We start from the raw sequence: 25,993 nt of genomic DNA, 5'->3' as shown, positions 1-25,993 counted from the left end.
TTTCAATGTATTTTCATCTCCTACCAGTTCCGATCCTGGGTTTTGCTTTGCTTTGGAGTCTGCAGCTTGTATTTGCGAGGCAGCAAATTACTCGCGATAGTCCGATCATCTTGTTCTTAACGGTATCTGCTTGGGTTTTGATCTATTTGGGGGTCGGACTTGTGTTCGGTCCGTTAATGTTCGTTCTCGCGTTGATCGTTGGGGGAATGGTGGTTGCACGCTATCGTGACGCGGAGCGCCGTACGTTGTTGTGGTTGCTGGCCATCGCTGCGGAAGGTGATATTCCGTTGTCAGAAGCAGCTAATTCTTACGCGCTGGGTCGAATTGACGAAATGGGATCTCGCGCGGCAAGCCTGGCGCGGCAATTAGAAATGGGAGTGCCGTTACCGCTTGCCCTTGAGCATTCGCGAAATCCATTGCCGACGGATGGCGAATTGGCCGCTCGGCTAGGCTATGCGACCGACACGCTTGCGACAACTTTGCGGGAAGCGGCCCAAGACCAGGATCAGCTTTCAGACTCATCCCACGCGATCTACGGGACTTTGCTCTATTTTGCAGTGGTCGTTCTCGTTGCGTTGGGCATCGTGACATTCATGTCAGGCCAAGTGTTTCCAACGTTTGAGCAGATAATGTTCGATTTTGATGCGCAGATTTCCTGGCCAATCGCCTGGATGGCCTCGTTCTCGCACGCCTTTAATAACTTCTTTTTTCTGCTGCTGCCGTTTGTGCTCTTGGTGGGTGTGTTGCTTGTTTATGCTCTGATCGCTTATCTCGGATTTCGCCTACCTCGTCTGCCGATTGTCGGTAGATTTCAACGATGGTGTGACACCGCGGTGATTGTACGTTCGATTGGCAGTGGCGTTGCCCAGGGTCGATCGATTCCTGAGAGCATCCATCTGTTAGCAGAATGGTATCCGACCAAGTCGGTGGCGACGAAACTGGCTCTGGCGAATGAAAGCCTGCAATCCGGTGTGAATTGGTGTGATTGTTTGGTTGAGTTCCGACTGATCGGGTTGGCCGACGCAGCCGTTCTCAAGTCGGCTCAGCGGGCCGGTAACTTGGAATGGGCTTGTCGCGAGTTGGCAGAAACAATCGGACGTAGAATTCGCCAACGAGCGGCGAGGATCGCTCGTTTGTTACTGCCAGTTCTGGCAATTGGCATTGGAGTGCCGATTGCCATTTTTGCTGTCGCCATCATACTCCCATTGGTACAAATTGTTGGGGATTTGTCACAATGACAAGAGCTGCAAAGTTGGGATTTACCTTCATTGAAGTGTTAGCATCCGTGGCTGTTGTTTCCGCGTTGTTGTTGGTCACGACGCAAATGTTGGTGGTCGTGGCAGAACAAACTCGCCGGAGTCAGCGACGAATGACGGCAAACGAAGTGGCTGCTAGCGCCATGGAGATTGTTGCAGCGCAACCCTATTCACAACTTGATGCCAAGCTGATGGAACGTCCCCTGCTGCAGGAATTGTTCCTGGAAATTGGCCAAGACTGGCAGCTTGACCTCGAGGTAGAACCGGTCAATGATCCGGCAATCGGAAAGCGACTTGAGTTGGCTGTGATTCACCGGCTACCCTTCTCGACGGAAAAACCAGTTGTGCTGACTGCCTGGAGGTTTAAGAAAAATTGAGTAGGGTTCGAGTTCCACAAAAACGAAGGCAGTCTCTGACTGGCCCACCTCGCCGTGCAATTCGCTCTGCTTTCACGCTGGTTGAGTTGGCAGTGGTGATCTCGATCATCAGTCTGATCGTTTCTCTGCTTTCGGTCGTGATGGTACGGATGATGAATGTTGAGCTTAAAACTCGCTCTCAGGTCAGCGATCTCCTCTCGATGGGTCAGTTGTCGGATCAATTTCGCCAAGACATCCATCAAGCGAATGGAATGATGATTGAGTCGATCGATGGAGAGGATCGGCTGACGGTTGATCTGGACGATGATCTAGAGGCAGCCTATACGGCGGAGCTTGGTGCCGTAACACGCACACTGCAGCGAGACAAAAAAAGTTTGAGGCGAGCAAAATACCGTCTGCCGACAAAGACGGTTGTGAAATGGAGTCGCGCGGATGCCCAAGGGCAGCTATTTGTTACGATGCAAATCGTTTCAGCCGCCGATCAAAACATTGTTGTGATCAGCCAGTTGGGACGCCAGTTCCAGCAATTGATCGAGCAGACGAAGGTTGTGGAGGAGGTAAATTGATGAGTCCGATACGGTCGTATCGATCACGGCGCCCGAAGGGAGTGATCATGGCGCTTGCCTTGATCTGTATGGTGGTCAGCGTCATGCTGGCCGTTGCCATGTTGCAACGAGTGCTGCTCGTGCAAAAACAGACCGTGTTACGACAACACCAAATACAGTCCCAATGGATCGCTCGCTCGGCAGCCGATTTGGCCGCCGCGCGCTTGTCAGTCGAAAGCGACTACAACGGTGGAACTTGGCGGCCCGATTCCGACGAATGGGGCGATGAAGTATCGGGACGAGCCGACATGGAATGGATTCCCGAATCAAAGACGTTGAAAGTGATTGCCCGCTATCCAGACCCGTCTTTGCGAGGCGTTCGGGTGGAACGAGAAATACGCATTGGTAATGAGGTGAAGCCATGAGAGTAAGACAGACAACGACTTTGAAGTCAACGCGCGTTGGCTTTACCTTGGTAGAACTGTTGGTGGTTATTGTCATTATCGCCATGCTAGTGATGATGCTATTGCCAGCGATTAATGCATCGCGTGAATCGGCTCGGCGCACGTTATGCATGAATAAGCTCACACAAATCAGCCTGGCTGCTCAAAGTTATTACATGGCAGCAGGGCACTTCCCAGCCGGTGTGACCGATCCCGCACCGGGGCCAATCATCAGCGAAGAAAAAGGGTTTCATCAAGGTTGGATCATTCAGCTTCTGCCGCATCTGGAAGAGAATAATCTGTACAACGCGATCGACAAAAACGTGAGTGTCTACGCTAAGCAGAATCTGCCTGCTCGTGAGACACAGCTGAGTCTGCTGCTCTGCCCTTCTTCACCGTCTGGGTTCGGTCCAATCGGGACGAGTGATTATGCCGGTGTGCATCATCAAGTTGAGGCACCGATTAACAGCAATAATCGGGGGGTGCTATTTCTGAACAGTCGTATCACTCGCGATCAGATCACGGACGGTGGTCAATACACTCTTCTTATCGGTGAAAAGCTGACGCCCGAATTGGATGTCATGGGTTGGATGTCGGGAACTCGTGCCACCTTGCGAAATACGGGAACGCTACCCAATCAGACTCAGCCTCTCGCTGTGGCGACGGAGTCGACTGTTCAGAAATCCGTTGAGGAGTCGGGAGATGAGCCCAGTGATGAAGCCGCTGCATCTGGCGTGGACGACGCCCAAGCGATTACGAAAAAGATCGAAGCCAACACGACTGAAAAGGTACCCGCAGAAAATACCACCGCAGATGTGCCGGGCGACTATCTCGAGGCGGAAGTTACGGACGATGATGGGACTCAGGTCGTGACCGAAACCGAAACGCGAGAAGAGATTGATCCCAACGATCCATGGGCTGCTGCCAAAAAGAGCGGGTTGTATGTCGGCGGTTTTGGCAGCCGCCACCATGGTGGCGCAATGTTCGCCTTTGCCGATGGTCGTGTCCTGTTTCTGGCCGACAGTATTGATGCGCAGGTTTACCGGGATTTAGGCTGCCGAGATGATGGTCAGTTGATCGACGCACAGCATCTTGAATAAATCAGGACTAATAAAGGTTTCCCATGAACTCGCCTCGTCGTTTTCCCTTGTCAGTCTTGTTTTTCCTCGTGACTGTCGCCGGTGTGGCGATCTCGCTCATCGCACCCGCATTTGCGGCCCTTCCAAGTTTTGCAAGCTTGTTGTCGGGCGATGCGGCTTCCTTACCCGCGCTGCTTGCCTGGCCAGTTGGTTTTGGCTTTCTCGGTGCGCTGCTTGGTTGTGTGATCGGTTTGTATCATTACCGTCGTTGGCGTGGTGTAGGATGGGGAGGGCTGAGCGGTTTGCTCACAGGAGTCTGTCTTGGTCCGGTGGCGACGATCGATGATTATGATCAGTTAGCAGCGACCTGTATCATCGGCAGCTTGCTGCTTATCGGCTACGGGGCTTTCGCTCGGGTCGGGACGCGTCGCTTCCGAATGAGTGATAAAGCGTGATCTGGAGACCGTTTGGTGTTCCTGGTAGCATGCAGAGAGCGTGTTTTCCAGTTGCACCTGCAAGGTGCTGTGTAAACAACCCTATCATGGTTGCTCGAGAATAGTTTTGGTTGCTCGAGATTGCCGTGCGATCGAAATTCGAAATAGGAATGACGATGTCGAAAAGTCTGAATTTAATTGCAGCAAGTTGCTCTGGGTGGCGACTGAAGGAATTGAGTATTTGGGTTTTGCTTTGCTTGATGTTGGTTGGTTGTGGCCCTCGGTCGACCGATTCCTCCAGCCCAGGCGATGGCTCAACGGAACCGGCGAAAAAAATCCTGCGGCTACCGATCCCGAGCGATGGTCCCAAGTCGATGGATCCTGCACTCGGCTCGACTCAGTATGACAATATGTGCATTTCGCAGGTCTATGAACCCCTCTTGCAGTATAAGTATCTGGTTCGGCCACTCGAACTCGAACCGCTGCTGTTATCCGAGATGCCAACGGTGAGTGATGATGGGAAAACTTATCGCTTTAAGCTGCGGAAGGATATTCGATTTCAAGACGATCCCTGTTTCCCCGATGGAAAGGGACGACCTTTGGTGGCAAAAGATGTGTTTTATTCGTGGAAACGTTTGGCCGATCAGGATCTTTCGCTGAAGAACTGGTGGCTGGTTGAGAACACGATTGTTGGATTGGATGACTTTCGACGTGAACAGAATGCGAAGGAAGCATTCGACTACGACGCGCCTGTCGAAGGTTTTGTGTTGATCAATGATCACGAATTTGAGGTCAAGTTGACGGAGCCTGTGCAGCGTTTTGTTTGGACGTTGGCGATGTTTCAAACCTCCATTGTTCCCCGCGAAGCGGTGGAGAAATATCAATCGAAGTTTGGCCGGCATCCGGTTGGCACTGGTCCGTTCATGATGAAAGAATCCGATTGGACGCCTAACAAGAGCATGAAGCTGAGGTTAAATCCGAATTTCCGGGAGGAGTTCTATCCGAGTGACTTCATGCCCGAAGATGCAAAGCTAGAACTGCAGGCAATGGCTGGCAAGAAAGTTCCCTTCGTCGACGGTATTGATTTTGGATTCTTTGTTGACGATCAGCCAATGTGGCTCCAATTGCGCAGTGGCAAGTTGGATATTGCGCGTGTGCCGAAAGACAACTTTGGTGAAGTGTTCAACAAGCGAACTAAGAAACTGAAGCCGGAATTCAAAAAAGAGAAGATGGTCTCACACGCCGTGCCTTTGTTGGACTTCATCTTTTACGGATTTAATATGGACGATCCGTTGTTTGGTGGCGACAGTGAGAAAAATCGATATCTACGGCAAGCGATCGCACTGGCGATTGATTGGGAGGAACGGAACGATGCGTTCTACAATAATTTGTGCATCATCTATGACGGGATGATCCCACCAGGTCTTGCTGGCTATCCTCCCGATGGCAAGGGGCCGGTCAGTTTTCGTGGTCCCGACCTCCAGCGGGCTCGAGAATTGCTGGCGAAGGCCGGCTATCCTAATGGTGAGGGTTTGCCCACGATCGATTTCTATTCTTCTTTAGAAGGTCCGGGTAGCCAGGCTGCGGAGATGACCACGCGGCAACTCAAGAAGATTGGGATCCAAGTGAACCCCCGTCTCGATGTGTTTTCTTCGTTTATCGAAGCAGTCAATAATCGCAAGGCAGGGTTTTTTGCCTTTGCTTGGCATTCAGATTATCCAGATGCCGAAAATAACCTTGCCCTGTTTTACGGACCGAACGAGGCGCCGGGTGCCAATCATTTCAACTACAAGAATCCGGAATTCGACAAGCTGTATGAACAAATTCGAGTGATGCCGCCTTCACCAGAACGAACTGCCATTTACGAAAAGATGCGAGACATGGTAATCGTTGATTCGCCGTTCATCGGATCGATGGCTCGAACTCGTTACTATCTTGTGCAACCCTGGCTGAAGAATTGCAAGCCAACGGAAGATTTTTGGACGTGGTACAAATACCTCGATCTGGATCCGTCCGAGCAACGTTGATTGTGGTTGAGTAATACACTGAATTTGGTTAGGCAGTTGCCATATGTGGGCCTATATCTTTCGTAAGCTCGTTTATAACGTGCCCGTCTATTTGACGATTGTGTTACTCGTTATGGCTGCCTTGCGAGTCCATGACCCGGTCTACAGCTTTCTCGGTAAGAATGCAAATCCCGACGACATTATCCGCTACCGAGAAAAAGTGGGTTTGGATCAGCCCTTTCTGGTTCAGTACGCTCGGTTTCTGACGACTTTTGACCTGCGGACCGAGAGTTGGGATCAGCACGGGCGAACGGTTGGTGAAATCTTGCGTTCTTCGGTAGGGCCAAGTCTCTCGATCACAGTACCTGCTTTAGTGCTGACGACATTGATTTCGATTTGCGTTGGGATTGTTTCCGCTTACTTTCGAGGTCGGATCGTTGATCGCACTTTGGTGATCGGTGCGGTGCTTGGGATGAGTGTTAGTTTTCTCGTCTACATTATTCTCGGTCAATACTTCGGTGCCTACGTGCTGAATCGAAGTCTTGGTTGGGAGTTGTTTGCGATCGAGGGTTACGAGCCTGGCCTTTCCAATTGGGTGCACTATTGTCTGCTGCCGGTGATGATCAGTGTGATCGTCGGTATGGGGTACGATACGCGATATTATCGGGCGGTGATGGTCGAGGAATCACAGCGCGACTACATCACAACGGCCCTGGCGAAGGGTGCTTCCAAGCCGAAAGTTATGTTTGTCCACATGCTGAAAAACGCCATGATTCCAATCGTAACTCGCGTAGCAATCTCCTTGCCGTTTCTGATTATGGGATCCATTTTATTGGAGAGTTTTTTCGGCATTCCGGGAATGGGACGAACACTCATTGCGGCGGTTCGTGTCAAGGACTTTCCTGTCGTCCAAGCCTTCACGGCGATTTTTGCGGCGGTTTACATTCTGTCGATTATTCTCACCGATGTGCTGTATGCCGTGTTTGATCCGAGGGTCCGTCTCTCATGATGAAACGTTGGTGGAAGCTGAGATCGACTCGGAAGTTTTTCTCAAATCGAATGGCCGTGGTTGCGTTGTTTATCGTTGCCATCTATCTGGCGATTGCCGTTGGTACTTCGCTGTTCGGTGTGATCGATTTGAATGACACGTTTGCACGTGTCGGCCCCAAGAATGTTTCCGGTTTTTTTCAAGAGCAGGAACCCGAGAAGCAAGTCGAGGATTGCGAATACTTGCTGAATCGAGTTGATCGTGCCCTGGGACGACAGGATCCGGCTCAAGCTCTGGCTGAAATTAAGCTCGGTGCGATGCACCTTAAGGATCTTCCCCCTGACGAAATGAAAGCACTCCTCGATCAAGCTTGGAACACTTACGATCGGTTAATGGAGCGTGACGATTTAAACGCGAGTCCCTCCGCCAGCAGTGAGATTGATCAACTCCAGCGCGAGACGGACTCGCTGTTTGTCCCGTTGGTCGGAACGCGGTTGTGGAAACACCGCTTTGATTTGTTACTAGGTACCGACGCGCAAGGACGTTCGATTTCACTGCGTTCGCTCTACTCGATCGAAGTTGCCATCAAAATCGGTTTGGTGGTGGCATTCTTCTCGGTTTTGATCGGTGCTCTGTTGGGTGCGGCAGCAGGATTCTACGGGGGTTGGGTTGATCATCTCGTCACCTGGATATTCACGACCTTTTCTTCCATTCCTAGTCTTGTCCTCTTGGTGTTGCTGGCCTACATGTTCACTGGGTCGGTGTTCGAAGGTACTTTGGTGCCGATGTACATTGCCTTTAGTGCCACCTATTGGATCGGTCCTTGTCGCGTGATTCGAGGTGAGACCTTGAAACTGCGTGAGTTGGAATATGTGCAGGCGGCAACGGTTCTCGGCTATAGCCGTCCTTACATTATGGTGCGACACATTCTTCCCAACGCCTCTCACTTGATGTTGATCAATTTTTCTTTGTTGTTCATCGCTGCGATTAAAGGCGAGGTGATTTTGACCTACTTGGGACTTGGCATCAAGAATGGCACGAGTTGGGGCATCATGATCGAACAATCACGTCCTGAAGTAATTAATGGTTTTTTTTGGCAGATCGGATCGGCAACCATTCTGATGTTTGGGCTGGTTCTGGCGTTTAATGTACTCTCTGACGCACTTCAAGATGCGTTTGATCCAAAACACGTGTGATGCGGATGAATGAAGCTCAAGCCATTTTACGACTTCGTAATCTGACGACCCGATTTAAAACGGATCGCGGAACCGTGCAGGCGATTGATCAGGTTAGTTTCGACTTATTCCCCGGTGAGACGTTGGGGATCGTGGGCGAGAGTGGTTGTGGTAAGACGGTGACCAGCAAGTCGATCATGCGCTTGTTGCCAGAACACGTCACTTCGTTTGACGAAGATAGCCAAGTTGAATTTGAGGGCGAGAATTTACTCAAGCTATCCGCAGGCCAAATGCGTCGTGTTCGTGGAAATCAGATTGCGATGATTTTTCAAGAACCGATGACGGCGCTGAACCCCGTATTTACGATCGGTTGGCAGATGGATGAAGTGTTGCGTTATCACACGGACTTCAACCGATCGCAGCGGCAGGCGCGCTGTCTGGAAATGCTCCAATTGGTCGAAATGCCAAACCCTGAGAAACGGCTCAAGGAGTATCCTCATCAATTGTCGGGCGGTATGCGGCAACGTGTGATGATCGCCATGGCGCTCTGTTGTGAGCCGGGCGTGCTGATCGCGGATGAGCCCACGACCGCTTTGGATGTGACGATCCAAGCTCAAATCTTGCGACTGATGAATGATTTGAAAAGACGAATCGGTACCGCGATTTTACTGATTACCCATGATCTGGGAGTGGTCGCGCAAATCTGTGATCGAGTTGTGGTGATGTATGCGGGACGCGTTGTCGAAACGGCGTCCGTCCATGATCTGTTTCATCGGCCACAGCATCCCTATACGCGTGCGTTGTTGACTTCGATTCCGAAAACGGATTCCCAATATTACGGCAAACGATTGCCAACCATTGAGGGAATCGTGCCAAGTTTGCACGCGTTACCTCAGGGCTGCCGATTTCACGATCGGTGCGGCTATTGTCAGGACCTTTGTCGAACGGAGGTTCCCGAGCTGGAGTTCCTGCGTCCCACCCAGGCAGTTCGTTGTCATTTTCCACTCGATGAGGCGATTTGATGGCGTTAGTCGAAGTGCAAAATCTGGTCAAACATTTTCCGAAACACGGTGGCTTCCTCAATCGTGTTGTCGCAAAAGTGCATGCATTGAACGGTGTCAGTTTTCAAATACAAAGTGGCGAAATTGTTGGCGTTGTGGGTGAGTCTGGATGTGGTAAGTCAACGCTCGGGCGTGTGATGGTCAGGCTCTTGGAGCCGACGGAGGGGCACGTGATCTTTGATGGGCAAGACATTAGTCATTTGAATCATCGCCAAATGATGCCGTTTCGCCAACGATTTCAGATCATTTTTCAGGATCCGAATTCGTCGTTGAATCCTCGCATGACAGTCGGTGCAACGTTGACCGAAGTTGTGCGGTTTCATCGAATTGTTCCAGCAGCCGATGTTAATGCCTACGTGGATGAATTGATTGCGAAGGTCGGGCTGCATGCCGATGATAAATCTAAGTTTCCCCACGAATTTTCAGGTGGACAACGCCAGCGCATCGGCATTGCCAGATCTTTGGCGGTGAAGCCGGAATTTATCGTGGCCGATGAGCCTGTCTCGGCTCTTGATGTGTCGATCCAAGCACAGATTCTCAACTTACTGGTTGATCTGAAGGAAGATTTTGCTTTGACGATGCTGTTCGTTTCTCATGATCTTCGTGTTGTCGAACACTTCTGCGATCGCATGCTCGTAATGTATTTGGGAACGATTGTGGAGGAACTTGAATGTCGGCAAGCGGCCGAGCGAGCCCAGCATCCTTACACCCAGGCGCTGCTCGGCGCCAACCCAATTGTCGATCCGGACCTTCGGCATGAATTGACCGTGTTGGAGGGAGACGTGCCCAGTCCTTATGATCCGCCGATGGGCTGCCCCTTCGTGAGTCGTTGTCCGGTGAAACAGGATCGCTGTGAGCGGGAGATGCCTCCACTCGTCGCTTACGGCCCTCAGCATCGAGTCGCCTGTTGGGCCGTCGAGTCGCCTGTGAGGCCGTCGAGTAATCGGCCTCCCGGTTCAACAGTCGATAAATTGACTCAGTTTTGCCACTTCGATCGGCTGCTGTCCCTGCTAGCGAGAGCGTTGACGGTACGATTTGTGAAAAACGTGTTGCATTCCAGCCTTGCTTGGTGGTACCGTCCCCCACCGTTTCTCTGGAACTAGTCGCGCTACGAGGTGTCAGGATGAGTCGACGATACACCGCGGTCCTGTTTTGTTGCCTATTTGGGATTGTCGCAGCCACTGCATCCAGCCTGCTCGCTTGGCAGTTTGCTGGACCTGTCCCGCAGTGGATTTGGTCTCCGAATCATAATGCGGGTCACGTTCCGCAGGCCTCCTGTCACTTTCGCCGCACCATTCGTCTTGACGGGGGGGTGCGATCGGCACAGTTGGCGATTGCTGCGGATGATCGTTTCGAACTATTCCTGAATGGTAAGCGGGTTGGTGAGGGCACAAGCGATCAAGGGATCGTTTCGTTTGAAGTGGGTGATCGACTTCGCAAGGGTGCCAATGTTGTGGCGGTGCGAGTCAGCAATCGAAAGGGAGTCACGGCGGGTCTTGCGTTGCGTTTAAACGTGTTGAAGCAGGACCAAAAGGAACTCACCTTTGTCTCGGACGGCAGTTGGCGCACTTCGCTCTCACCTTTGCCGTTGTGGAATCTTAATTCCTATTCTGATCGTCGCTGGTCGTCGGCCAAGCCGGTTGGTGAATTCTCGGACTTCGTGAGTCGGCAGTTGAGTCAAGTTGGTGCGAGTCAAGGTCCGCGAAAGGATTCCCAAGCGGGGAAATCACAACCATCGCAGATGACTCAAGCAAAGCCACGGTCAGCGAACACATTACCAACCGACAACGTTGGCGGCAATGCTTTGCGCACGATCACGAATTTGCCGAAATCGGGTGGCAATTTAGAAGTACCTCGTGAGTTTGAATTAGAACAGATTGCCGGAAATCAGGATGTGGGTTCGTTGATCGCGATGACATTTAACGAATTCGGACACATGATTGCGGCGTCTGAAGGTGGTTCGCTATTGTTGGTCTACGACAAAGACAAGGATGGCCGTTTCGATACCATTCGAGAGTACGCTGACAGTGTGAAAAACTGTCAGGGTATTTTGGCGATGAACGGCAATGTGTTTGTGGTGGGGACGGGGCCGCAGGGGTTGGGACTTTACCGGCTGAGAGATGCGAATCGCGACGGTTTTTTAGACGAAACAAAGCTTGTGTTAGGTTTCAAAGGTGAGAATCTTGAACATGGGCCTCACGGTCTGATTTTGGGTGCTGACGGATATCTTTACGGTGTGGTTGGAAATCATACCGAGTTGGATGTAAAGGTCGATCCTGCCAGTCCCTATCGGGATTTCTACGAAGGAGATCTGGTTCAGCCCAAGCTGGAAGATCCGAGCGGACACGCTGCGGGGATCAAAGCGCCGGGTGGACTTGTCTTCCGAACAGATGGGGAAGGCAATCAGGTTGAGATCGTAGCCGGTGGACTGCGAAATGCCTATGACCTTGCGATCAACGCGGCGGGTGAGATTTTTACACACGATTCCGATATGGAATCGGATCTGGGTACGTCCTGGTCTCGACCGACTCGCTTGTATCATGTGGTGCCGGGAGCCGAGTTTGGATGGCGGAGTGGATGGTCGAAATGGCCAGAAGGCCATCTCGACGGACTCAGCGGAATTGCCGACACGGATCGGGGTTCGCCAGCCGGCTTAACCGTCTATGAACACCTTGCCTTTCCCAAGCAATATCGAAATACGATTTTTTCCTGTGATTGGTCGGAAGGCAAAATCGTTTCGATGAATTTACGGGAAGTGGGAGCCTCCTATCGAGCGTTGCCGGAGACATTTATCAGTGGTACGCCTTTGAATGTTACCGATATTGAAGTAGGACCGGACGGAGCGCTTTACTTTGTCACTGGCGGTCGTGGTACGGCAGGCAATATCTATCGAGTTGCTTGGAAGGGGCATGAGTTTGACGAAAAGATCCTGGGGACTGGTATCGACCGAGTACTTCGACAACCGCAACTCAACAGTAGTTGGGCTCGACAGCGAATGGCCAAGCTACAGGAGCAGTTAGGCGACAAGTGGAATGCGTTGATTGCTGAAGCAGCTCTCGATACAAATCGTCCAACTGCAGAACGCGTTCAGGCGTTACGCGTGATGCAATGGCTGGGGCCGAAACCGAGTCTGGAAGATTTGGTCGCTTTGTCATTCGACAAGAACCCGGCCGTTCGTCGGCAAGCTGCTTGTGGCTTAGGACTGATGTCGGAAACCGAAGCGGCTGATCGTTTGACGGAAATGCTCAAGGATCAAGATGCTGTCGTTCAACGCCGCGCGTGTGAGGCAATCGTTCGGTTGGGACATGTGCCAAGCTTCGATAGCATGAGTCACCTGTTAACCTCGAAAGATCGCTACCAAATTTGGGCCGCGCGACGGATGCTGGAACGCATGCCAAGATCGAAGTGGCAGGAAACAATTCTTCAATCCGACAATCAAGCGATCTTCCTGCAGGGTGCGACGGCTATCTTGATTGCCGATCCGGATCCTGGAGTCGCACGTGCGATTCTGGATCGCACGCTCTCCTTGATGAATGGCTTTATTAGCGATAAAGACTTCATCAATCTATTGCGAGTCCAGCAATTGGCCCTGTTGCGCGGTAATCTCACCCGCAACGATGTCCCCTTGCTCAGTCAACGACTCTCGGAGGAGTATCCTTCTAGCAGTCAATTGATTAACCGTGAACTAGTGCGTTTGTTGGCCTATTTGCAGGTCGGATCGATTTTGGACCGTTACTTGGCCGAATTGGAGACAGATCTGCCGGCGGCCGATCGTGTCCACTTGGCAACCCATTTGACGCGGATTAAGGCCAATTGGTCGACGGAGCAGAAGTTGGTTGTGTTTGAGAATCTGGAAGCGACTCCGGAGGATGGAAACAGTGTTCCAGGTTATCTGCAAAACGTAGCTCGAGATTTTGGAAAGACGCTTACCGAGCAGGAAATGCAGGTCGTGCTTGAACAGGGTGACCGCGTTCCGGGGGCCGCACTTGCCTGCTTATTTCAACTTCCTGATCAACTTGCCAGTGAACAAATCAAACAAATAATCCAGTTGGATGGTCAGATTGCCGAGCAGAAAACCGATACGGCGAAAATGCTCAAGGTAGGGGTCATCGCTGTGCTTGCAAGAGACGGGAGTTCGGAATCTCTTGTTTATTTGAGAAAGCTCTACGAGCGAGATCCGAGTCGCCGTGTGGAAGTTGCATTGGGACTTGCTGAACAACCGACCGGTGAAAACTGGGAGATTCTGATTCGCAGTTTGCCCTTACTCGATAAACAATCGGTTCAATACATTCTCAATAAGCTCAGTGAACAAGAGAGAGCTCCGCAGGACGCCGAGCCTTACCGACAAGTGATTTTGGCCGCACAGCGATTAGGTGACGACGGAGCCCAAGATGCAATTCGCTTACTTGAGCATTGGCAGGGATTTACCGCCTCGCAGGGGGGGATTCCTTGGCAAAAGGGGGTTGCTGCTTGGAAAAACTGGTTTGCTGAAACCTATCCCGACGAACCGGTACCCGAGTTGTCGACCACGTCCGGTGGAAAATGGGATTACGATGCATTGTTGAATCACCTGAAGCAAGCCGCAGAAGACGGCAGTGGCTCAATTGAGGCCGGAAGGTTGGTATTTGCCAAAGCCCAATGTGCCAATTGCCATCGGTTTGAATCGAATGGCGAGTCGATGGGACCGGACCTCACGACGGTGAGCAAGCGATTTTTGCCGCAGGAGATCTTGGATTCGATGATCTATCCTTCGAAAGTGATTTCGGATCAATACGCGGCCAAGACGATCATCACCGTGGATGGTAAAACTTACACCGGTCTTGTGGCCCCGACGGGCGATCAAGAAGTCGTTGTGCTGCAGGCCAATGGCCAAAAAGTCCGGATTCCAGCCGATGAGATTGACGAGTCGGAACCGAGTCGTACCTCCGCGATGCCAGAGGGATTGATCGATCAACTGACACTCGATGAGGTGACCGACCTGTTTGCTTACCTCGCATCGGGTGGTCGAAAGCTCACTCAGAAACCGGCTAAGACCGATCGCCGCTAGAGTTTAAGGCGAGAGTCGACAATAATTAGCTCTGCAATAAAGCAATTCGGATCGTCCGAGTTGCGATGGAGAGGTCGATTCTAGCTGAGATACAAGATGAAATACTGGCTGTTGAAAACCGAGCCGAATGAGTTCTCGATTCAGGATTTGGCGAAATCTAAAAAGAAAACCACGTGCTGGGATGGTGTAAGAAACTATCAGGCTCGCAATTTCATGCGTGATGACATGAAGTTAGGTGATCGGATTTTGCTCTATCATTCGAACGCGAATCCGAGTGCCATTGTCGGGACCGCTTGCGTCGTGAAGGAATCCTATCCCGATCACACCGCTTGGGATCCTGAAGACAAGCATTTCGACCCCAAGTCTTCCATTGAAAATCCTCGTTGGTTCATGGTCAACATTCAGCTTGATCAAATCTTCAAGGTTCCCATGGCACTCGCCGATTTGCGAGAAGTTGCGGCACTAAAAGAGATGGAGCTGTTACGAAAGGGATCGCGACTTTCTGTCCAGCCCGTTCGCAAGAAGGAATTTGATTTGATTCTGAAGCTTGCGGCAAAGCAAAAGTAGGTCGTATTCAAGTCAAATGTTGGCTGCTTCGGCAGGTGTTCATGCGTCACGCGTGAATGAATCTCCAGCGCTGACTGTCAGCCGATGATCGTCGATTAATTTCATTGTCCCGGATCATTGTTGAGGTGCCAAGCGTCGAATGTAAAAAGTCCGTTTGGCAGTTTTCGGTTTTCATCCGTTCCTTTGCCTCGTCCGTGAATGATCAGCCTTGGAAGGTGAATTCGACGCCGAGTTCATCGAGGCGGTCAATATCTGGGGCGGTGACTCTCGCCTTGTCAATGAAAAGTGAGACCTCGTCAGCCGAGGCGAGTGCGGTTTTTGATCCAACCGATAATCGACTCGCGTCCAGCGTGAGTTGCGGAGCTTGAAGTCGATTGAGTTGTTTGATCTGATCGTCCGTCACGCCGGTCCGTCGCAATGAAACACCAATCAGTGAATTCGCAGAAAACCAACCCCTAGGCTGAAGATAATGCCCAAGGCAATCAAGCAACGAATCGATCGTCGTCTCGCCATTAATGAGCTACTCATCATCAAGGTCGTGGCCCCACCGACCCCGATTAGCCCGAGGCACCATTGCCCGATCAAAAGCCAGGCGTGCACGGGATTTCCTTGGAGGGTCACCTGTGCAACAGCAAAGCCCAGTAGGAGGCCAATCAGAAATGTTGGGAGCCAGGCGAGGAAGACGGGGCGCCACAGCTGTCGTGGTGAATTCCGTAACCTGGAACTAAAGACGAAAAGTCCGCACAAAAAACCGATGAAACCACCGGGTAAGCTGTTGTGCATCAACGTTGCGAGTGCGCCGCAGGCAATTCCCGTGGGGATAATCAGGAGTTTGCTAAACCCGTGCCGTGCTGCCAACGCACCCCCTGTCGCGCAGAGAATTGCCAACAGATAGACGACTAACAAAAACCAGGGATAGTTGTCGAACCAGGAGTGAAGAGTCCGCATGTTGGACTCGATTAGCAGATAGTAAACTCGTACGAAAACGAGGAACAAGAGACAAATTGCAAGCTGCTTTTGCGGCGGGATGATTGGTCGGTGGGGCGAAGACATTACGCGAATTTAACCGATTAAATCCCTGACGTGTTGCCGTGTAGGGTCAAATTAAGTTGCCATCCGTCAGTCACCGAGCGTTTTGTCAAAGACCATGATTTCGTCGTTGGGCCACTGTTTTTGGGTGGCGACTTCCTGCCAAAATGGGCGGTAGATCAAGCGAACACGTACTCGTTGAGTTTTCGCGGGGAAGAAAAAATCCTGCACTTCGGTTGCATCGGGTTGCAGGCGGGTATCGATCAGTTCGCCGCTCATCGACCAGAAAGGTTTGGGCTCTTGAGCGTTCTTGAGTTGTTTGGCGAATAGCTTGCCCGGCTTGGTGGCTAAATTGCCAGCCGCAACAGGTAGCGTAGGCCCCTCTTTGAGTTCGACCTCAGAGGTTGCCTCAGGGTCGTCAAAAGCTTCAACGGCTAAGATGAGATGCCGGTCGATGAATCCAGTCGGAACGCGATGACCGACGTTTTCCGTCCTGATGGTGACGCGAACGACAGCCGCATCGTTGACGTGTTCCAGCGTCGCATTAACTTTCAGGCAATCCGCCAGCATTTCTTCCCGACTGCCGCTTAGCAATTGGTGGCTTGCTAATGTCAATGGATCACGATCGATACCGCCATGGTCGGGAGCGATGTTGGTCATTTCACCGGTGGGACGCATGTGACACGTCTGGCATTGTTTGCCTTCCTGTCGAGCCGGACTCTCAAGCCATTCGGAATAAGTACTGTAAACGTGTACCCCAAAAACAATGCCTTCGTGACAACTGGCGCAGAACTGGCTTTGTGATTGCAGAGGTGAGTAGACGTCTTCGCCGCGATCAACGTCGTCGAGTGGACCGAAGAAGAGCTGGTCATGGCTGGGTCGAAGGAGTGACATGCCGAAACGCCCATGAGTCAGACCGGGAGTCCCGATTGCCGTGTCCTGTATTTTGTGGCAGAAGTCGCAGTGAACTCCATGTTTTGCCACGCCGTCGAGATCTTGGATGTTCGAAACGGCTAGGTCATCGATTGATGCGGCAGGTGCGTGGCAAGCGTTGCAAACCCCTGCCCCTTCGGGATAATCCTTCAATAAATTCCAGCCCACATCTGGGTTGTTGTGCCAGTCTGTCCCGTTATACAGATTCAAAAAGTGTGGGTTGGTTGCTGAGCTTGCGTGGCCGCCTGACTTCCATTCCTCATAAATCTGAGGATGGCAATTGCCGCAATTCAGGCTGGCCGTTTCATCCGGCGTGGGATCGACCCATTCGTAGGACTCGTCATCGTATGTTGGTAACGCCTCGAGGTTTAGTGCGACGGGTAATGTTTCCGCAGTTTGGCCTTGAATGAAGTATCCCGTTTTGGAGCCGGTGATGACTTGCGGATTTTCAACGTCGAGGCACACGTCGAACTCGAACGATCCGTCGGCAGCCGAACGCGTGTTGAGAGGTGTACCTTTGATGCGAACCTGTGCTCCCTCAACGGCTTTGCCATCCGCGGTGACCTGGCCATAAATGCCATGCCCGTTCGTTGAGGGTGCAATCGGATCCGACATCGGTTCACGCACACAACCGGTGAGGGAGGCAGTGATGAGCCCGACGCATAGAGCTTGTCGACCCAACCTGCATGGGATTGTGGATGCCCTCATGAAAGATGCGATATGGTTCAACAGATTGACAAGCTCCGAGGGATTGGCCGCAGAGTCCTGCGGCGTTTGTCGGCTCAAGCGAGCCAAAACGCAGGGGTACCAGGCCGGAGGTGGCAGCGCCACTTCGGCCTCTAATTATAGCGTCCTGTTGTGGGCGGGCTCCCCTCTTGGCGGTTGTCGGGGGCGAAATCGCCAAGTCTTACGGCAGATTCCGCATCGTGCGACTGCTTGATTTTCACGTTTCTTGAGCGACCCAGCAGTCGCCATTCCGCATCAGATGGAGTGCGCTATTTGGGCCTATACAATTGGTTCTATCTTGTTTTGGCGATTGGTAAAATGTCGATCCGCAAGGTTTCGATCAATGCCGGGCAGACGAAGCAAAGATGAGAAACTCGCTTTCCGGTGTTGCCAACGCCCGATGTGTTGTATCGAATGGTCAGCGACTCATTAAGTCGTCACTTGGTATCACATATTTGAACTAATTATGCTTGATTTGCGCCGTGAGTCCGGTGCCGGCGCGACTTTCGCAGGAGCTTAACTGCAATGTTTTCATTTCACCACCGTTGCAGCCCAATCAGGGGCATTGTGGGGCTATTTGTTTCAGGACTTCTGTTGGGAACGTTGCCTGCAGAGCATGAAGGCCGCTGGCCCCAATTCCGCGGAGCCGACGCGCGGGGCGTTGCAGCGGACAGTGATCGCTTGCCAGATCAATGGTCAACAACCCAAAACGTTGTTTGGAGCGAACCGATTGAGGGGCGAGGGTGGTCATCTCCGATCGTTTGGGGAGATCGCGTATTCCTCACGACAGTGGCGAATGACGGAGAAACCGAACCGGTCAAGAAGGGGTTGTACTTTGGTGGCAATCGTTCCGAGCCCCCCAAATCGAATCATCGCTGGAAGGCCATTTGTTTGAGCCTCAGTACGGGTGAAAAACTATGGGACCGTACGCTCCACGAAGGCGTTCCTCCGACAAGCATGCATTTAAAAAACAGCTATGCGTCGGAAACGCCAGTTACCGATGGAAAGCAACTCTATTGCTACTTTGGCAATGTGGGTCTGTTTTGTTTGACGATGGACGGTGAGCTTATTTGGACACACGAAGTTGAGCCTCATAAAACCCGCTTCGATTGGGGAACCGCGTCGTCGCCGGTCGTCTATGAAGACCGATTGATCTTCGTGAATGACAATGAAGAAAATTCGTATTTGATCGCGTTGGACACTCAGACAGGGAATCCGATTTGGAGGGTTGAGCGGGACGAAAAGAGCAATTGGGCGACTCCTTACGTTTGGCAGCACGAACAGCGAACAGAGATTGTCACTCCTGGTACGGGGAAGATTCGCAGCTATGACCTGAATGGGAATTTGCTTTATGAATTAGGTGGTTGCTCATCCATCACGATTGCCAATCCCTACGCCGAGAACGGCTTGTTGTATGTAACTTCTGGTTACGTGCTTGATAAGAAGAAGCCAATCTTCGCTATTCGTCCTGGAGCTTCCGGAGATATCTCGCTGGGCGCTGATCAGACTTCCAACGAATTCATCGCGTGGTGTCAATTGCAAGCGGCTCCTTATAATCCCTCGACCTTGTTGTACGAAGGATTGATTTATGTCTTATATGACCGTGGTTTTTTTGCTTGCTACGATGCGCTGACGGGTGAAAAAATTTACGGTAAACAACGCATTCCCAATGGGCGTGCCTTCACCGCATCACCGTGGGCATATAATGGAAAAATCTTCTGCCTGAATGAAGATGGAAAGACGTTCGTCATCAAAGCCGGCCCTGAATTCGAAATCTTGAGAACCAACGAGTTGGAAGAGGGCGAATTGTGTATGGCGACACCCGCAATTGCAAACGATCGCCTCCTAATTCGTACGGCGGATCGGCTCTACTGTTTGCAGCAGCAGGAGTAGTAAGCGGTTTGTACTACAGCCACTTGCTTGCGATCCAACAGGCTGTACAAGCGATGCCTAGCCAATGGCTCCAACCGTAGGGCTGCTTTTGTTGAGCGTCTCGTATGACGACGGCGGACAACATTATTGCCAGGAGAAAAGGGCGAACCCACATCACGCTAGTGGACCATTTGGCAAATTGCAGGCCTACGGGAAAGCCGATGCTTTCCCCAAAAACGAGGTAAAGTGGGCCGGCATAAGCGATGACGAAACCGATGAAAAGCAACTTCCAACGCGTGGCCAGTTGGCGACTGAGGGTTGGGATGACCAACGCTCCGCAGGCGGTGGCAATTTGCAAAGCTGCCTTGCTGAAAATGAAATGGGGGGGGAACTGGTTGGTCAGAATTTCAACGGTGAGAATCAGGCCGAGACAGAACAAGAGCCATTCGCCCGGTTGAATTTGTGGCCGTGAAAAGCGAATACAGCGATAGACGACGATCAGGCAGCCAGCCCAGCATGTGCCGTAGATACCGGCTATTAACGATAACAGCAGGATGCCGATTGGCGCGACCCAACGATCCGGCGCGGCGTGTTTTGAGACTGCGAAAAAAACGGCACAACAACTGGTCCAAAGAATGAAGTGACCAATGCCAAGACGCTGGTTGAGTTGGTGATCCGATGCCGGGGTCACGAGTGAACCCAATTCCTACACGGCAACCCTTTTAGGATGCCGCGTAAAGTTCCGCATATTCGAGAATCCAGACATCAATCAGATGCAGGAAAGTATCGGTGTCCACTTCGTTCAGCAACTGGAAATGAGAGCGACTGAAAACTTCTTTATTACGAATGGTTGCCTTTGCGGCCAGATCGACCACGTGATAGTCCGAGAACGGCCGAATACTCATCTCCAAACGGCTGTAGTAGTTGGCGCGGCGACCCGCATTACCGGGGCCGAGGTCATCCCGGCTACAGGCAGCGCCCCATCCGCGATCACCATAGATGGACTCGTGCTGAAAACCGGGGAAATGGTTAGGAAGTTGTTTCATGCACTCTTCGATATGTTCGGAGAATTCCAACCGGTACTTCGTGTGCAGATTTTTTAACTCTTCCTCGGAAAGGGCCTTTTCCTTGGCCTTTCGCGCCCGTTCCGCATTTCGGTAGCTACCGCGTTCGATCGCTTTTGAGAGTCGCTTTTCGAATTCAGTCATCGTTGTGAGCGGGCCTTAGATGCCCGGAAATCTTTTCATGGTTTGAACTTACGTGTATCCGACTGGATAATACCCAATGTACGGGATGGCCGCGATTGCTGTCAAACGGACTACTCGATCGTTGACATGAAAGTTTGCCTTTGAGTACTCTGGGAGGATAGGACATTCTCCTTTGCTTTTCGGAACAGAATTTTCGCTGGACTCAAGGTATCCTACCGTTAACACGGTCCCTGCCCCGTCTTTGCGCCTGGAGTTGCCATGATGAAGTCACCGTCTCTTGCTAAGTGGTTGCAGGTTTGTCTAATCACAGCGATTTTGGCGTCAACGACGAGTCACGCCACTGCCCAAGGGGAATCTTATAAGCGGGCGGCGAGTGCGATTACGGACGCAAAGCAGGTGTCGGCTGCCAAACGCGACGTACGTCGCGTTTTTGTCTCCGATGGACCGCTGACGCAGGAAGATCAAAGAGCACTCAAACGGTGGTATGGACTTTGTATTTTTGCCGCGATGACGCTTCCATCCGCCGCCGATCGTCCGGATCAGTTTCCGAAATGGCGGACTGAAATTGCCAAGCAGTTGGAAGCGGTTCGTGAGAAGCCGTCGCTTCATAACTACATCCGCGACGAAATTGTTTTCAAGACGTTGAAGTCACTTTCTACCGGAAACTACAACCCCGCCTGTCGTTACAATGCGGTCTTGATCTTAGGTAATCTCAATGAGACCGAGGCACGTGTGAACGGCAATCCTTACGCCGTACCCTACGCACCTGCTCGAGAGTTCTTACTGAAGTTGATCAATCCTCGAAATAAACAGCCTCAGGCAGTTCAAGTTGCCGCGATGATTGGTTTGCGCCGACAAGCTCAGTTGTTAAGGGCCAATGGAAAGCGGGGTGCTGACAAGGAAATCGTGCCTCCAATGCTGGCCATTATCAAAGCCCCGGTACCGGCCAATGATCTGGATCACGACGCTCATTATTGGAAAATGCGTTTGGCGATTGAAACGCTGGGTGCCGTGGGACTGAGTGGGGCGGCTGGTTCGATTCAACAGGTTGTCGCCGATCAGAAGCTACCGCTTTGGGTTCGATGTGCGGCGGCTGAATCGTTGGGAGAGCTGGATTATCGCAATGCGAAGAATCTCGATGGCGAGGCAATCATTAAGGGATTGGGCAATGTTGCTCTGACGGCATGTGTGGAAGAGATTCAACGGATCAAACGACACGAGGAAGAGAACCCGGTCGATCCCGATGCGAACCGACCTCGATTTGGTTTGGAGGCACAGCAGGTTGAGGCGAATCCAGCCGTCGTACAAGCACGCCGAGTGTTGAAGCACAATCTTGGCTGTGTCAAAGTTGGATTGAAAGGTGTGGGGGCGGCGGCCAGCGATCAGACAACGCTCGTCGCATCCATCAATTCCCAGATTGACGCCATTGAACGGCAGCTGGATGACAATCCTGAGACGACGACTCCTCAGCAGTTGCTCGAGAAGATCGGTCCTCCCGCCATGCAGTTGGAACAAGCCATCCAATAACCTGTCGGAGGGTTGAGTTCGGACGCTCGGGTAAACGAAGCTTTCTGCAGACTTCCTTGGGCAAAAGCCGCGGCTTCGAGTTGGGACAATTGAGCCACGCTAAATCGCTCAATCGAATTGGTCGGTCATCGATGGCAACGATTAGCTCTTCTGCATTGCCATCGGATTCGTTTGCATTGGCCGTCGGTGGCTCGTGACTAGCTGACAGATGGCCGCATAGCTTCCGAACAGGGCAGCGGCAAAAAAGAGGTCACCCATGAGTGTGTAGCGAAAGAACGGTACGGCACTTATGAGGCACTGGGTCAAACCGGCGATTGTACGCGGATACCAGGGTGTTACGAGCCAGGTGGCAAGGTTGGTTGCCAGGAAAAAAAGCAACGAGGAGGCCAAGCTACAACTCAAAAGAGTGAGCGAGCAGGCGATCGGACCTCTCTGAGAAAGTTTCTGACGCAAAGGGCCACCCACCAAGGCGGGAACCGCCAGGCAGCCATAGACGGTGGCCATGAGGATCGGTTGATAAGCTCCCGTGAACTGATCACTGATCGCCATCGCCGTGATCGGAGCCAAAACTGCAAGCCGGCGGGATTTAAAAAAGTAGCCAGCAAACAGGGCGACAGCAGCGACCGGGGCAAAATTTGGAATGGTTTGGAAATACAGACGTAATCCCACGCAAGCGGCAACCAGAATTCCAAAGACCAGAATTTGTTCGGTGCGTTGTTTCACTTAATCCGATGCTCCTTCTCAGGCGGCGCGATTGGTCACGGGCTCGAGCCCGAATTCTACTGATATGGCTCGAATTTCCACAAGATGGTGTCACCCGGTTTCAGCTCTTGAATTCCGATGCTGCGATTCCCCAGTTTTTGGTTGACTCGATAGATCCAATTCTGGGCCGTTCCACCTTGGTTTTTCAGCTCGTCAATCTGGGTCAGCAAGACGGTTGATCCTCGTCCCTGGTGTTTGAATTGGATTCCGCGAGGGTGCTGGCTGGCTTGTTGCATGAGCTCAAAAACCGTTATTTTAGCGGCCCATTTGAGTTGTGGGAAATGCTTTTCCACCCCGTCCCCGTAATCGATGATCAACTTGACGGTTTGCGCATCTTCCGCGGCAAAAACGAGTGTCTTGGTGGAATTCGGCCAGCAGAATAGGCAGAGTACAAGAATGCTGGTGCCGAGACAGCGGCCAGTTATTCGATGCATTTTTTTCTCGCAGTTCAAAGATATCGTGCTTCCGTCCCAGACCGTCTGCTCGTCAGCGAACGTAAGCTTCGGGTTTGGGGTTGAGATGATGTCGGATTTGATCGACTACGAATAGCCTGACGAACTTAACGACACGGTAAACACTTTGGATTAGTGAGGCTAGATGGTTTGCGAAGCGTTGACGCGAGGAATTTGGTCCGTACGATCTATTTAGTCTGCTCGATTTCACACAGATTGCGGATATTATTACTAGGCGAAATTTTGGAGCTCGGTCAAAAGGGCAAGTTGGGTCTTATTTCCCATTTCGACTAGCAAATTTGGATTGCGAGTAGATGTGTCGAGCATGGCGCATCTCAAACCCAAGGAATCAAACGGGGCGTGCTATGGCCACATCGATGAAGCTTTCCTTTCCCGAGTCGGATATTGCAGTTCTGACGTTGGACATGCCGGGTAAAGGAGCCAACATACTTTCTCGAGGGATTTTAGAAGAGCTTTCCGTCAATATTGATCGTCTGGAAGAGAATCCAGCACTGCAAGGGCTCGTGATCATTTCGGCGAAGCCCGGGATTTTCATCGCGGGTGCCGATTTGCGGGAATTTGTGCAGTCTCTGGATGCTCCGAAAGATGCAATTGTTGAGAAGTGTCGATTGGGTCAAAAGCTGTTTCAACGCCTTGCCGAAGTTCCTTTCGTAACGGTTGCGGCGATCGATGGCATCTGCGTAGGGGGAGGTGCTGAGCTCTCGATGTGGTGCGATCGTCGCATCATGAGTGACGGGCCGAAGACGGAGATAGGCTTTCCGGAAGTCAAACTGGGTCTGTTTCCAGGATGGGGCGGAACAGCGCGAACGCCAAGGATGGTGGGTCTTTCGAACGCGGTCGAGTTAGTCACGGGTGGTGCTTCGATTGGTGCGGAAGAGGCCTATGCTTTGGGATGGGTTAGCAACGTTGTCCCGGTGGAACGTTTGCAGGAATCAGGCATCCGGTTGGTGCGGAGCGAGCAACAATCGGGACAGTACCTGAAAGATCGGATTTTGTGGTCATCGCCCGTCGATATTAGTGAAACAGAACTGGGTTTCTTGGGAGCGACGGCTTCGGCACTCATCCAGCAACAGACAAAAGGTCAGTATCCAGCGCCTTTGGCTGCACTCGAAGTCATGTTGGGTGGAGCCGGTTTGGATGTGAATGCCGCTTTAGAGTTGGAAGCGGAGGGTATGGCCCAGCTGTTCGGTTCACCCATTAACGGGTCCCTCTTGAACGTTTTCTTCCTGACGGATCGAAACAAAAAAGACCCGGGGGTCGATGGTGATATTGCGCCGCGAGAGATAAAAGCAGCGGCGGTGATTGGTGCGGGGATCATGGGGGCAGGGATTGCTGCAGCAAATGTCAAACGTCGCACTCCCACAGCGCTGGCCGACGCAAATCAGGCTGCACTGCAGCAAGGCGTTAAGGGGATTCTCGATGAAGTTGCATACAACAAGAAGACGCGCAAGCCCGACATCGATCGAATGGTCGAATTCGCGCCTCTGCTGAACGCGACTGAATCAGACACCGAGGTAGCTGCGGCAGATATCGTGATTGAAGCGGTCGTTGAGAATGCCGACGTTAAACGTCAGATCTATAGCCGGCTTGAGCCTCAATTACGTGACGACGCGATTTTGGCTTCCAACACCTCAACGATTCCTATCACTCAGTTGGCCCAAGGGCTGAAACGTCCAGATCGATTTTGCGGTATTCACTTTTTCAACCCGGTACGACGGATGAAGCTGGTTGAGGTGATTCGTGGCGAACAAACTAGCGATGAAACGGTTGCCACAGCCGTAAACTATGCCAAACGGCTGGGCAAGTCACCTATTGTCGTCAACGATGGCCCCGGTTTTCTGGTCAATCGGCTGCTTTTGCCCTACATGAACGAAGCGCTTGAGCTGATTGTGGAAGGCGCTGAAATTAAACTGATTGAAAGAGTGGCGAAGCAATTCGGGATGCCGATGGGACCGATCACGTTGTACGATATGGTCGGTTTGGATACGGCTTTTTATGCTGGACGCACGATGTGGGAAGCCTTTCCCGATCGAATCGAAGCATCACCCATTCTGCCGGCGTTGGTCAAGGCAGGGCGGTTGGGACGAAAGTCGGGCCTCGGATTTTTCTCTTACCAAAACAAGAAGGGACGTTCTGAGCCCGATCCGGAATTAGCGAATTTCGTGGAACCTTACATGAGGTCGGAGCGGCGTGAATTCAATGCTCAACAAATTGAATCACGGCTGTTTTTGCCGATGCTGCTGGAAGCGACGCGTATTCTAGAAGAAAAGCTCGTTCGCAATGTGCGCGACGTCGATCTGGGGCTCATTTTTGGTGTCGGATTTCCTCCGTTCAAAGGCGGATTGCTCTACTGGGCTGACACCCTTGGGGCTGCCGAAATCGTGGAGTTGCTGAAGCCGTTGGAAGACATGGGGGCTCGTGCCGAACCCACTCCTTTGCTGCTCGAGATGGCGGCTGAAGGACGTAAGTTTTATGACTGAGCGAT

The 25,993-nt window shown here is 51.9% G+C and carries 23 protein-coding genes; 16 read left to right on the top strand and 7 right to left on the bottom strand.

The genetic code is table 11. The annotated features are described in order from the left end of the window. Nucleotides 1-5: 5 nt before the first annotated feature. The 13 genes from P8N76_21620 to P8N76_21560 all read left to right on the top strand — a co-directional run bounded on the left by P8N76_21620 (nt 6) and on the right by P8N76_21560 (nt 14,978). On the top strand, nt 6-1,238 hold the full coding sequence (locus P8N76_21620; protein MDG2384283.1) for a type II secretion system F family protein: 1,233 nt from the start codon (nt 6-8) through the stop codon (nt 1,236-1,238). Next, on the top strand, nt 1,235-1,633 hold the full coding sequence (locus P8N76_21615) for a prepilin-type N-terminal cleavage/methylation domain-containing protein (GenBank protein MDG2384282.1): 399 nt from the start codon (nt 1,235-1,237) through the stop codon (nt 1,631-1,633). Before P8N76_21620 ends, P8N76_21615 begins: the two co-directional genes overlap by 4 nt. Next, nucleotides 1,630-2,199 carry a type II secretion system protein gene (locus P8N76_21610; GenBank protein ID MDG2384281.1) on the top strand — a complete coding sequence of 190 codons (570 nt, stop codon included), beginning with the start codon at nt 1,630-1,632 and terminating at the stop codon, nt 2,197-2,199. The genes P8N76_21615 and P8N76_21610 overlap by 4 nt, the downstream gene beginning before the upstream one ends. Continuing rightward, nucleotides 2,199-2,603 carry a hypothetical protein gene (locus P8N76_21605; protein ID MDG2384280.1) on the top strand — a complete coding sequence of 135 codons (405 nt, stop codon included), beginning with the start codon at nt 2,199-2,201 and terminating at the stop codon, nt 2,601-2,603. Before P8N76_21610 ends, P8N76_21605 begins: the two co-directional genes overlap by 1 nt. Continuing rightward, nucleotides 2,600-3,721, top strand: coding sequence for a DUF1559 domain-containing protein (locus P8N76_21600; GenBank protein ID MDG2384279.1), 1,122 nt, complete (start codon nt 2,600-2,602; stop codon nt 3,719-3,721). Before P8N76_21605 ends, P8N76_21600 begins: the two co-directional genes overlap by 4 nt. A gap of 23 nt (nt 3,722-3,744) precedes the next feature. Next, nucleotides 3,745-4,155: a hypothetical protein gene (locus tag P8N76_21595; GenBank protein MDG2384278.1), complete on the top strand. Its 411-nt coding sequence runs from the start codon at nt 3,745-3,747 to the stop codon at nt 4,153-4,155. A gap of 155 nt (nt 4,156-4,310) precedes the next feature. Next, on the top strand, nt 4,311-6,161 hold the full coding sequence (locus tag P8N76_21590; protein MDG2384277.1) for an ABC transporter substrate-binding protein: 1,851 nt from the start codon (nt 4,311-4,313) through the stop codon (nt 6,159-6,161). Between the two features lie 43 nt (nt 6,162-6,204). Then, nucleotides 6,205-7,149, top strand: a complete 945-nt coding sequence (locus tag P8N76_21585; GenBank protein ID MDG2384276.1) for an ABC transporter permease — start codon at nt 6,205-6,207, stop codon at nt 7,147-7,149. Further along, complete coding sequence (locus P8N76_21580) at nt 7,146-8,324, top strand: ABC transporter permease (GenBank protein ID MDG2384275.1); 1,179 nt, start codon at nt 7,146-7,148, stop codon at nt 8,322-8,324. Before P8N76_21585 ends, P8N76_21580 begins: the two co-directional genes overlap by 4 nt. A gap of 5 nt (nt 8,325-8,329) precedes the next feature. Then, complete coding sequence (locus P8N76_21575; protein MDG2384274.1) at nt 8,330-9,325, top strand: ABC transporter ATP-binding protein; 996 nt, start codon at nt 8,330-8,332, stop codon at nt 9,323-9,325. Then, a complete protein-coding gene (locus P8N76_21570; GenBank protein ID MDG2384273.1) occupies nt 9,325-10,467 on the top strand; it encodes an ABC transporter ATP-binding protein in 1,143 nt (380 codons plus the stop codon). The genes P8N76_21575 and P8N76_21570 overlap by 1 nt, the downstream gene beginning before the upstream one ends. Nucleotides 10,468-10,487: 20 nt before the next feature. After that, entirely contained in the window at nt 10,488-14,411 is a 3,924-nt protein-coding gene (locus P8N76_21565; protein ID MDG2384272.1) for a HEAT repeat domain-containing protein, read from the top strand. 96 nt (nt 14,412-14,507) lie between these two features. Beyond that, nucleotides 14,508-14,978 (top strand): EVE domain-containing protein, encoded by a 471-nt coding sequence (locus P8N76_21560; protein MDG2384271.1) that lies wholly within the window; start codon nt 14,508-14,510, stop codon nt 14,976-14,978. Nucleotides 14,979-15,180: 202 nt separating this feature from the next. Here P8N76_21560 and P8N76_21555 read toward each other — a convergent pair whose 3' ends face one another. From P8N76_21555 to P8N76_21545, 3 genes are all read right to left on the bottom strand, one after another. After that, on the bottom strand, nt 15,181-15,381 hold the full coding sequence (locus P8N76_21555) for a hypothetical protein (protein MDG2384270.1): 201 nt from the start codon (nt 15,379-15,381) through the stop codon (nt 15,181-15,183). Nucleotides 15,382-15,407: 26 nt separating this feature from the next. Next, on the bottom strand, nt 15,408-15,926 hold the full coding sequence (locus tag P8N76_21550) for a hypothetical protein (protein ID MDG2384269.1): 519 nt from the start codon (nt 15,924-15,926) through the stop codon (nt 15,408-15,410). 171 nt (nt 15,927-16,097) lie between these two features. Then, the gene (locus P8N76_21545) at nt 16,098-17,555 is read right to left on the bottom strand and encodes a multiheme c-type cytochrome (protein ID MDG2384268.1); all 1,458 of its coding nucleotides are present in this window, start codon (nt 17,553-17,555) and stop codon (nt 16,098-16,100) included. 636 nt (nt 17,556-18,191) lie between these two features. On the opposite strand from P8N76_21545, the gene P8N76_21540 reads away from it, so the two are divergent. After that, complete coding sequence (locus P8N76_21540; protein MDG2384267.1) at nt 18,192-19,559, top strand: PQQ-binding-like beta-propeller repeat protein; 1,368 nt, start codon at nt 18,192-18,194, stop codon at nt 19,557-19,559. A 13-nt stretch (nt 19,560-19,572) separates the two neighbouring features. On the opposite strand, the gene P8N76_21535 is transcribed toward P8N76_21540, so the two are convergent. Together P8N76_21535 and P8N76_21530 are read right to left on the bottom strand one after the other, a co-directional pair. After that, nucleotides 19,573-20,229 (bottom strand): hypothetical protein, encoded by a 657-nt coding sequence (locus tag P8N76_21535; GenBank protein ID MDG2384266.1) that lies wholly within the window; start codon nt 20,227-20,229, stop codon nt 19,573-19,575. A 31-nt stretch (nt 20,230-20,260) separates the two neighbouring features. Continuing rightward, nucleotides 20,261-20,746 carry a hypothetical protein gene (locus P8N76_21530; GenBank protein MDG2384265.1) on the bottom strand — a complete coding sequence of 162 codons (486 nt, stop codon included), beginning with the start codon at nt 20,744-20,746 and terminating at the stop codon, nt 20,261-20,263. Between the two features lie 258 nt (nt 20,747-21,004). On the opposite strand from P8N76_21530, the gene P8N76_21525 reads away from it, so the two are divergent. Further along, nucleotides 21,005-22,273: a hypothetical protein gene (locus tag P8N76_21525; protein MDG2384264.1), complete on the top strand. Its 1,269-nt coding sequence runs from the start codon at nt 21,005-21,007 to the stop codon at nt 22,271-22,273. A 141-nt stretch (nt 22,274-22,414) separates the two neighbouring features. Here P8N76_21525 and P8N76_21520 read toward each other — a convergent pair whose 3' ends face one another. Both P8N76_21520 and P8N76_21515 read right to left on the bottom strand, forming a co-directional pair. Continuing rightward, a complete protein-coding gene (locus tag P8N76_21520; GenBank protein MDG2384263.1) occupies nt 22,415-22,996 on the bottom strand; it encodes a hypothetical protein in 582 nt (193 codons plus the stop codon). 56 nt (nt 22,997-23,052) lie between these two features. Beyond that, nucleotides 23,053-23,469 carry a DUF4430 domain-containing protein gene (locus P8N76_21515; GenBank protein ID MDG2384262.1) on the bottom strand — a complete coding sequence of 139 codons (417 nt, stop codon included), beginning with the start codon at nt 23,467-23,469 and terminating at the stop codon, nt 23,053-23,055. A gap of 383 nt (nt 23,470-23,852) precedes the next feature. Here P8N76_21515 and P8N76_21510 point away from each other — a divergent pair, with 383 nt between their 5' ends. Beyond that, nucleotides 23,853-25,988, top strand: a complete 2,136-nt coding sequence (locus P8N76_21510; GenBank protein MDG2384261.1) for a 3-hydroxyacyl-CoA dehydrogenase NAD-binding domain-containing protein — start codon at nt 23,853-23,855, stop codon at nt 25,986-25,988. Nucleotides 25,989-25,993 lie beyond the last annotated feature (5 nt).

Source organism: Pirellulaceae bacterium (assembly GCA_029243025.1).
Lineage (GTDB): Bacteria > Planctomycetota > Planctomycetia > Pirellulales > Pirellulaceae.
The sequence above is the reverse complement of the archived record's forward strand: the minus strand, read 5'-3'. Positions and strand labels throughout refer to the sequence as shown.

Bases quoted from the DNA above. Each gene is read 5' to 3' on its own strand.
- P8N76_21620 (MDG2384283.1), top strand. From the start codon at position 6: ATGTATTTTCATCTCCTACCAGTTCCGATCCTGGGTTTTGCTTTGCTT.
- P8N76_21615 (MDG2384282.1), top strand. From the start codon at position 1,235: ATGACAAGAGCTGCAAAGTTGGGATTTACCTTCATTGAAGTGTTAGCA.
- P8N76_21605 (MDG2384280.1), top strand. From the start codon at position 2,199: ATGAGTCCGATACGGTCGTATCGATCACGGCGCCCGAAGGGAGTGATC.
- P8N76_21600 (MDG2384279.1), top strand. From the start codon at position 2,600: ATGAGAGTAAGACAGACAACGACTTTGAAGTCAACGCGCGTTGGCTTT.
- P8N76_21595 (MDG2384278.1), top strand. From the start codon at position 3,745: ATGAACTCGCCTCGTCGTTTTCCCTTGTCAGTCTTGTTTTTCCTCGTG.
- P8N76_21590 (MDG2384277.1), top strand. From the start codon at position 4,311: ATGTCGAAAAGTCTGAATTTAATTGCAGCAAGTTGCTCTGGGTGGCGA.
- P8N76_21585 (MDG2384276.1), top strand. From the start codon at position 6,205: ATGTGGGCCTATATCTTTCGTAAGCTCGTTTATAACGTGCCCGTCTAT.
- P8N76_21580 (MDG2384275.1), top strand. From the start codon at position 7,146: ATGATGAAACGTTGGTGGAAGCTGAGATCGACTCGGAAGTTTTTCTCA.
- P8N76_21575 (MDG2384274.1), top strand. From the start codon at position 8,330: ATGAATGAAGCTCAAGCCATTTTACGACTTCGTAATCTGACGACCCGA.
- P8N76_21570 (MDG2384273.1), top strand. From the start codon at position 9,325: ATGGCGTTAGTCGAAGTGCAAAATCTGGTCAAACATTTTCCGAAACAC.
- P8N76_21565 (MDG2384272.1), top strand. From the start codon at position 10,488: ATGAGTCGACGATACACCGCGGTCCTGTTTTGTTGCCTATTTGGGATT.
- P8N76_21560 (MDG2384271.1), top strand. From the start codon at position 14,508: ATGAAATACTGGCTGTTGAAAACCGAGCCGAATGAGTTCTCGATTCAG.
- P8N76_21550 (MDG2384269.1), bottom strand. From the start codon at position 15,926: ATGCGGACTCTTCACTCCTGGTTCGACAACTATCCCTGGTTTTTGTTA.
- P8N76_21545 (MDG2384268.1), bottom strand. From the start codon at position 17,555: ATGTCGGATCCGATTGCACCCTCAACGAACGGGCATGGCATTTATGGC.
- P8N76_21540 (MDG2384267.1), top strand. From the start codon at position 18,192: ATGTTTTCATTTCACCACCGTTGCAGCCCAATCAGGGGCATTGTGGGG.
- P8N76_21530 (MDG2384265.1), bottom strand. From the start codon at position 20,746: ATGACTGAATTCGAAAAGCGACTCTCAAAAGCGATCGAACGCGGTAGC.
- P8N76_21525 (MDG2384264.1), top strand. From the start codon at position 21,005: ATGATGAAGTCACCGTCTCTTGCTAAGTGGTTGCAGGTTTGTCTAATC.
- P8N76_21515 (MDG2384262.1), bottom strand. From the start codon at position 23,469: ATGCATCGAATAACTGGCCGCTGTCTCGGCACCAGCATTCTTGTACTC.
- P8N76_21510 (MDG2384261.1), top strand. From the start codon at position 23,853: ATGGCCACATCGATGAAGCTTTCCTTTCCCGAGTCGGATATTGCAGTT.